Below are 6,443 nucleotides of genomic sequence, written 5' to 3'. Positions count from 1 at the left end.
GTGCGTGGCAGATCGCTGCGGTGGTCGTTACAATATTACTCAACGCGCTCGACGGTTTTGATGTGCTGTCCATCAGTTTTGCGGCACCTGGGATCGCCGATGAATGGGGCTTAAAGAGAGACGCGCTCGGTTGGGTTTTGTCGATGGAACTCATCGGGATGGCGGTAGGATCAATCGTGCTTGGAGGTGCAGCAGACCGTTTCGGCCGGCGACCGACAATACTTGTGTGCCTGATGGCTATGACGCTCGGTATGTATATGGTTTCGGAAACGTCGAGTATCACTGAACTTTCGATTTGGCGGGTGATAACGGGGCTTGGCATTGGCGGTATGCTTGCCGCTATCAACGCGGTCGTTGCCGAATTCAGCAGCCGCAAATGGCGCAATCTGTCGCTCTCGTTGATGGTCATCGGCTATCCGCTGGGGGCGGTTGGCGGCGGCCTTGTGGCACGGCAATTGCTTGAAGGTGGTGATTGGCGCAGTATCTTTGTTTTCGGTGCGGCGGCGACGGCAGCGTTCATTCCGTTGGTGCTGGTCTTCATTCCGGAATCGCCAGCCTTTCTTGCCGAAAAACGCCCTTCGAACGCGCTGCAACGGATTAACCGGACTCTCTTCCGCTTCGGATTACCAAATATTTCGGCGCTTCCGCCTGTGTCTAGCGCCAAGAACATGAGGTCGGTGTTTGACATTTTCCGGCCATCGCTCATCCGCACGACTTTGCTCGTCACTTTTGCCTATTTCACTCATGTCAGTTGCTATTATTTCTTCATGAAATGGATACCCAAGATTGTCGTCGACCTTGGGTTTGATGCCAGTTCGGCAGCGGACATCCTGATTTGGGCGATGCTGGGCGGCGCGACGGGTGGAGCAGTTTACGGGGTGCTGACGCATTGGTTCGGGATCAAGCCTGTGACCATCGCTGCTCTGCTGGGGTCGTTCGTTATGGTCTCTCTGTTCGGGCGAACAACGCCGGATTTGCAGGTGCTCGCCTTGGTCGCAGGAATAACGGGGTTCTTTATCAACGGCGCCGCTGTGGCGTTCTACGTCATTCTCGCGCGAGCCTTCCCTGTCCATGTGCGGGCTTCGGGCACGGGCTTTGGCATCGGCACGGGCCGCGCAGGGGCGGTGGTCGGACCGGCATTGGCTGGCATATTGTTCGCCGGTGGAACGCCGCTTGCCAGCGTAATGATGCTGATGGCGATGGGCTCGTTGCTGGCGGCTGTTGCGATCTATTTCCTAAAGCTAAACTCCGCCGAGGAGCCTGAAACCAATGGGCATCTACACACATAATTGCGTCGGGACGAATGACGTCTCCCGTGCGGGACGTTTTTATGACTCGGCACTGGCTCCACTTGGGATTGTCCGGCTTGGCGATTTTCTCGATCAGGGACTTGCTTATGGCAACCGCGCTGCCGAGTTTCTGGTCTTGCGCCCGATTGATGGTAGCGCTGCTAATCCCGGCAATGGCGCGACCATTGGTTTCAAAGCACCCAATCGTGCAGCTGTTGATGCGTTCCATATCGCGGGACTTGCCGCAGGCGGCAGCGACGAAGGTGCGCCTGGCCCGCGCGGCGCGGTGCCGAACGCTTATGGCGCGTATTTGCGTGACCCCGATGGCAACAAGATTTGCGCCTATTGCTTCAAGCCCGAGACTTAGATCTTTGCAAAAGCGTCCATCGTTGCGACGCCGTGGTCAATCACGACCAGCTTGCGCTCGCTGACGCTCGACCGAAAATGCAATGTTCCCGACATATTCCATATTTCTGTCGTGATCGTCTCGCCGGGATAAACCGGTGCCGTGAAGCGCGCGTCGATACTGCTCAATCGTGCGGCGTCGCCACTGCAGCACGCGTGTATGAGTGCGCGAGCGACCACACCTAATGTCGAAAGCCCGTGCAATATCGGCCGGTCAAGGCCAGCGCGCCTTGCGGTCGCGCCATCTATGTGCAGCGGGTTACGGTCGCCGGACAGGCGGTAGGTTGCAGCTTGGGTAACCGATGTTGGCAAAGTCGCGACAATGTCAGGACTGCGATCTGGCACCGGCGGCAAGACGTCGCCCGGCAACTCCCGCTCGCCGCCAAACCCTCCAGCACCGCGCACCACCCATGTCTCGGTTGATTCGGCTACTAACGCCCCGCTGAGGGTTTTCAGCGTCTTCACGGCGCGCACCAAAGCCGACTTACCAACGCCTTTATCGGCAATGTTAGTGACAATGGTTTCACCCAATAGCGTGCCAGCAGGATCGAGCGGCTGGAACAGCGTTAGCCGCTGCTCGCCGTGCAATATGTTTATCCAGTCGAGCCCGCAGCTTGGGTCCATTGGCCAAAAGCCCGGTGTACCCAATACGAGCGCCATGGTTGGCAGGACTTGCAACTGGCGTTCATAGAGGAAATCAACCTCGTTAATCGCAGGGTCGAGCCCAGCTCCAACCCCGAGAGCATAAATAATTGCATCGCGGGGGTCGTAATCATCTGTTGCGTGGGGAATTTTATATTCCTGCAGCTTTTCAACGTCTAGGGGACTGCTCACGCCAGCGCTTTGCGAAGCGCTCGGATGTTGTCATCTTCGGCCCGTATCGTAACATTTGCTTCTGCGGCAATTTTGAAACCGTGAAAACAGCCGGGATAGACGATCAACTCCACCGGTACTCCTGCTCTGGTAAGTCGCGCAGTATAGGCGAGACATTCGTCGACGAACAGATCAAGCGATCCGACCGCGATGTAAGCGGGAGGCAGGTCGGATTGTGACGTTGCGCGGGCAGCCGAACCATATGGGTCTGCGGTATTTATTCCCAAATAGGCGTCCCGGCAAAACGCACTGTTTGCGCGGGTCCAGACAAATTCGCCTGTGAACGGATTAGCATCTTCCGACGCCGCCAATCGATCATCAAGGCGCGGTGCCTCAAGATGTTGAAACGCGATTTTATACTCGCCGCGATCACGCGCCATCAAGCATAGGCAGGCGGCCATCGCGCCACCAGCGCTGCCGCCGCTGACTGCGATGCGATCCGGATTGATGCCCAATATATCGCATTGTTCGTTCAGCCAGCGCAGCGCCGCATAGGCGTCGTCCATTGGCCCGGGAAACGGCGTTTCGGGGGCCAGGCGATAATCAACCGAAAGCACGAGGCATCCCAGTTCCGCCGCCCACCGCATCAACTGTGGCTGGTCCATTTCGGGAATACCCAGAACATGCCCGCCCCCGTGGAAATGCAATATGGCTGGCATGTTCGTGCCCGAGGTCCGTGGCTGGATCAGCAGGCAGCGAATATCGCGACCGTCATCACCCGACGGGATATTTATGACGTTGGAACTTACCGGAAAATCCGGCAACGGGCGCGCCGCCATCATCTGGGGAATAGCCGACCGTATCATTGGCAGCGTCTCCGCCGACAATGTCATTGGCGGAAAAGCGTCCAGCATCGGCAGCAGTTCAGGGTCTACCAGATAGCGCGTGGTCATTTGTTTCTTTTCCGGTCATCAAGCCCAAGGCTTCGTCCGATAATTTCTTTCATTATCTCCGACGTGCCGCCAAAGATACGGCTGATGCGCGCGTCTTGATAGATACCGCAGATACGATATTCTTCCATATAGCCTGCGCCTCCGTGTAGTTGAAGGCATTGATCGACTACACGGGCCTCCAGTTCGCTTGTTAGTAGCTTTGCCGCAGCAGCATCGTCAGCTGTCAATTCGCCGTTGTTAAGCAAAAGCACACTCTGATCGATATAGCATTGCATAGCATCAAGTTCGGCTTTCATTTCGGCCATCTTGAAACGGCTGTTCTGGAACGTGCCGATAGGCTGCCCAAACGCCTTGCGTTCCTTTATGTATTCAAGCGTGATATCGAACGCAACCTGCGCGGTGGTCTGGAATATAATAGCTGCGACCAAGCGTTCCTGCGCTAAAAACCGGGCAAGATATTTGAAGCCCATTGTCGCATCGCCAAGGACGTTGGCCTTGGGCAACTTCACATCATTAAAAAAGAGTTCTGCGGTGTCCTGCGCCTTAAGTCCCATCTTTTTCAATTTACGACCGCGTTCAAATCCTTCCATCCCGCGCTCGACCAAAAACAGCCCAATCCCATGGCTACTGTCGGGATCCGTGCGCGCGGCAACGACGACGACATCAGCCAAAATGCCGTTGGAGATATAGGTTTTTGAACCGTTCAGAACCCAGTGATCGCCCATATCGACAGCGCGGCTCTTCATGCCGGCCAAATCGCTCCCGGTGCTCGGTTCAGTCATGGCCACGGCAAGGATCTTCTCGCCGCTGACAATGCCCGGCATAAACCGCGCCTTTTGTTCATCTGTGCCCAATTTGGCGATATACGGCGCGACTAGATTGCTGTGCAAATGAAGATAGAAGCCCAAATCACCGTGCCGGGTGTTTTCCTCCATGATTATCTGTTCGAATCGAAAATCTTCGATGCCAAGGCCGCCATATTGTTCCTCGGCCCATGTGCAGAGCAGCCCGTTCGCTCCAGCTTTGGTAAAAGCTTCGCGATCAACAATGCCGGCCTCTTGCCAGCGCTCGACATTCGGTGAAATCTCAGCCTGCATGAATTTGCGAACCGAATCGCGGAACTGGTCGTGTTCTAATTCAAAAGTTACGCGGCGCATTGAAGTGGGTCCTTATCAATAAAAGTTTGTGCCAGTTGCCGCGCGATCACGAAGCCATGCCGATGGCGCAAAGCGAGGTCCGAGCTTTTGTGCGAGGCGGTCGCACTCGGTCACAAACTTTGCGACGCCGATGGTGTCGATGTATGACAAAGTTCCCCCAGTCCAAGCGGGGAAGCCCCAGCCATAGACTGCTCCCAAGTCACCATCTTCGGAGGTCTCGATGACGTTTTCTTCCCGGCATCGCGCGGTTTCAATCGCCTGTGTATATAGAAAACGCTGCTTTAATTCCTCGACATCATAGTCTACCGAAACCGGAAAAAGATCCGCAAGGCCAGACCAGAGTTTTTTCCCGCCCTCAGCCGGATACTCATAAAAGCCGCCGCCGGTTTTCCTGCCAGATCTGCCTTGCGCTTTCATCTTTTTCATCGCTGAAACACCAGCGGGAACGATATATTTGCTACCTTCCTGTTCGATGGCCTGTTCGACAATCTTCAGCGGCAAATCAAAGGTCAGTTCATCCAGCAATGCCAGCGGTCCGACTGGCATCCCAACAGCTTTGGCCGCATTTTCGATAACTGCGGGCGGAACGCCCTCCCCCAACATCGCGCCGCCCTCGTGGATCAACGTCTGGAATACGCGGCTGGTATAGAAACCGCGGCTGTCATTGACGACAATCGGCGTTTTCCGGAGCTTCGCGACGAAATCTAGCGCAACTGCGAGAGTTGCTGGGCTGGTCTTTGCGCCCTTGATAATCTCGACGAGACCCATGCGGTCAACGGGCGAAAAGAAGTGTAGGCCAATGAACTGGTCGGGTCGAGCCGACGCCTCTGCCAATGTCGATATGGGCAGGGTTGAAGTGTTCGAAGCATAGACTGTCGTCGACGGGATAATTGCTTCTGCCTTGCGAGTGGTTTCGGCCTTGATGTCAATATCTTCAAACACAGCTTCGATGATCAGGTCGCATCCTTCAAGAAGTGCAAAGTTGTCGGTGGGTTTTATCCGTGCCACAATCGCATCGGCTTTGTCTTGCGTCATAGTGCCGCGCGTTATCTGCTTACCGAGCACGGTTTCGGAATAGGCCTTGCCCTTGGTCGCACTTTCGACGTCACGGTCGATAAGGATGACATCGACCCCGGCTTGTGCTGAGACCAATGCGATTCCTGCACCCATCATGCCCGCACCGAGTATACCAATTTTCTTGAATTCAGTCTTTGGGACGCCAGCAGGCCTACCAGCGCCGCGTTCGGCCGCGCCCTTTGACAGAAAGGTCGTACGGATTATGTTACGGGAAACTGGGCTGGTTAGCAGTTTGGCAAAATATTTGGATTCGACTGTTAGCGCCTTATCAAAAGGCAGTATCGCGCCCTCATAAATGCATGACAGAATCGCGATGGGAGCTGGAAGATTGTATCCTGATTTGGCAACGGACCCCGAGGTAATCATCATGCCTGCGGAATACTCCGGGATAATGAGGCCGCGCTGTTCAGGCAGGGCATAGCCCTTTACGTCCCAGGGCTTGACCGGATTGGGACCGGTGGCAAGCCAAGCGCGCGCCGCTGCATCCATTTCGGCGACTGGAACAACGGCATCAACAATTCCGAGCGCCAATGCTTCTGGGCCTTTAACCGCGCGTCCTGAAAGTAGCAGTTCTGTGCCGGTCTTCATGCCAGCGATGCGGATAAGGCGTTGCGTGCCGCCCGATCCCGGCAATAGTCCGACATTGACCTCAGGAAGGCCAACCACAGCCTTCGGGTCATCGATAAGAATGCGGTAATGGCATGCCAGAGCTAATTCAAACCCGCCGCCCAGAGCCAAACCGTTCATCA

6 protein-coding genes are annotated in these 6,443 nt (G+C 55.7%); 2 read left to right on the top strand and 4 right to left on the bottom strand.

The window, feature by feature from the left end:
* Positions 1-11 precede the first annotated feature (11 nt).
* Together QE270_RS08085 and QE270_RS08080 are read left to right on the top strand one after the other, a co-directional pair.
* The gene (locus QE270_RS08085) at positions 12-1,289 is read left to right on the top strand and encodes an MFS transporter (RefSeq protein ID WP_300037808.1); all 1,278 of its coding nucleotides are present in this window, start codon (positions 12-14) and stop codon (positions 1,287-1,289) included.
* Positions 1,270-1,656 (top strand): VOC family protein, encoded by a 387-nt coding sequence (locus QE270_RS08080; protein WP_295490858.1) that lies wholly within the window; start codon positions 1,270-1,272, stop codon positions 1,654-1,656. The genes QE270_RS08085 and QE270_RS08080 overlap by 20 nt, the downstream gene beginning before the upstream one ends.
* Here the strand turns inward: QE270_RS08080 and QE270_RS08075 are convergent.
* The 4 genes from QE270_RS08075 to QE270_RS08060 form a co-directional block, all read right to left on the bottom strand.
* Positions 1,653-2,528 (bottom strand): MaoC/PaaZ C-terminal domain-containing protein, encoded by an 876-nt coding sequence (locus QE270_RS08075; RefSeq protein ID WP_300037805.1) that lies wholly within the window; start codon positions 2,526-2,528, stop codon positions 1,653-1,655. The genes QE270_RS08080 and QE270_RS08075 overlap by 4 nt on opposite strands.
* Positions 2,525-3,460: an alpha/beta hydrolase gene (locus tag QE270_RS08070; protein ID WP_300037802.1), complete on the bottom strand. Its 936-nt coding sequence runs from the start codon at positions 3,458-3,460 to the stop codon at positions 2,525-2,527. Before QE270_RS08070 ends, QE270_RS08075 begins: the two co-directional genes overlap by 4 nt.
* A complete protein-coding gene (locus tag QE270_RS08065; RefSeq protein ID WP_300037799.1) occupies positions 3,457-4,617 on the bottom strand; it encodes an acyl-CoA dehydrogenase family protein in 1,161 nt (386 codons plus the stop codon). Before QE270_RS08065 ends, QE270_RS08070 begins: the two co-directional genes overlap by 4 nt.
* A 15-nt stretch (positions 4,618-4,632) precedes the next feature.
* Positions 4,633-6,443, bottom strand: a 1,811-nt coding sequence (locus QE270_RS08060) for a 3-hydroxyacyl-CoA dehydrogenase NAD-binding domain-containing protein (protein WP_300037796.1), incomplete at its 5' end; no start/stop codon positions are given.

The sequence above is a fragment of the Sphingorhabdus sp. genome (assembly GCF_029865925.1).
Lineage (GTDB): Bacteria > Pseudomonadota > Alphaproteobacteria > Sphingomonadales > Sphingomonadaceae > Sphingorhabdus_B.
Note: the sequence above shows the minus strand (reverse complement) of the source record. Positions and strands in the feature narration are given on the sequence as shown.

Excerpts from the sequence above, each read along its gene's own strand:
- QE270_RS08080 (WP_295490858.1), top strand. The coding sequence starts at position 1,270 with ATGGGCATCTACACACATAATTGCGTCGGGACGAATGACGTCTCCCGT.
- QE270_RS08070 (WP_300037802.1), bottom strand. The coding sequence starts at position 3,460 with ATGACCACGCGCTATCTGGTAGACCCTGAACTGCTGCCGATGCTGGAC.
- QE270_RS08065 (WP_300037799.1), bottom strand. The coding sequence starts at position 4,617 with ATGCGCCGCGTAACTTTTGAATTAGAACACGACCAGTTCCGCGATTCG.